General features: G+C 72.8%; 1 protein-coding gene. It reads right to left on the bottom strand.

Annotation, left to right across the window (positions count from 1 at the left end):
* Window positions 1-593: MFS transporter (locus AX681_RS10290; RefSeq protein ID WP_156456071.1), on the bottom strand; the 593-nt coding region annotated here is incomplete at both ends.

Genomic DNA, 593 nt, shown 5'->3' with positions numbered 1-593 from the left:
GCGCCAGTTCGACCGCAGGGTCCGGCGCGATCCGCACCGCCAGCGTGGAGATCAGCGCCGCGCCGCCCATCTGCATCGTCCCGAACAGCCCCGTCGCCGCGCTCGCCCGCTCGCGCTGCTGCTCGATCGCCTCGGCCAGCAGGGCAGGGCCGGTCAGCCCCGCGCCGAACGCGATCAGGCTCATCGCCACGAACAGCCCCGCCAGATGCGCCCCCGTCGCCGCAACGATCAGGATCACGACCGCACCGCTGCCCAGCGCGACCGACCCGGCCGGCTTCAATCCGCGCGGCCAGCGGCGCAGCACCACCGGCACGCACAAGGTGCCCCCGATGATCGCGCACGCCACCGCCGAATAGAACAGCCCCGCCTGCGCCGGCGTCGCCCCCGCTGCATCCAGCACGAACGGCGACGCCGCCAGAAACGTGAAGAACCCGCCGCTGATCAGCGCATTGGACAGGGCGAGCGGCAGATAGCCGCGCTGCCGCAGCACCTGCCAATAGGTCGTCGCGATCCGCCGCGCGTCAACCGGCGCACGGTCGCCCACCCGCGTCTCGGGCAGCATCCGCAATGCCAGCGCCCCGCCAATCAGTGTC

It is taken from the genome of Sphingomonas sp. CCH9-E2 (assembly GCF_001557215.1).
Taxonomy (GTDB): Bacteria; Pseudomonadota; Alphaproteobacteria; order Sphingomonadales; family Sphingomonadaceae; genus Sphingomonas.
The sequence above is the reverse complement of the archived record's forward strand: the minus strand, read 5'-3'. Positions and strand labels throughout refer to the sequence as shown.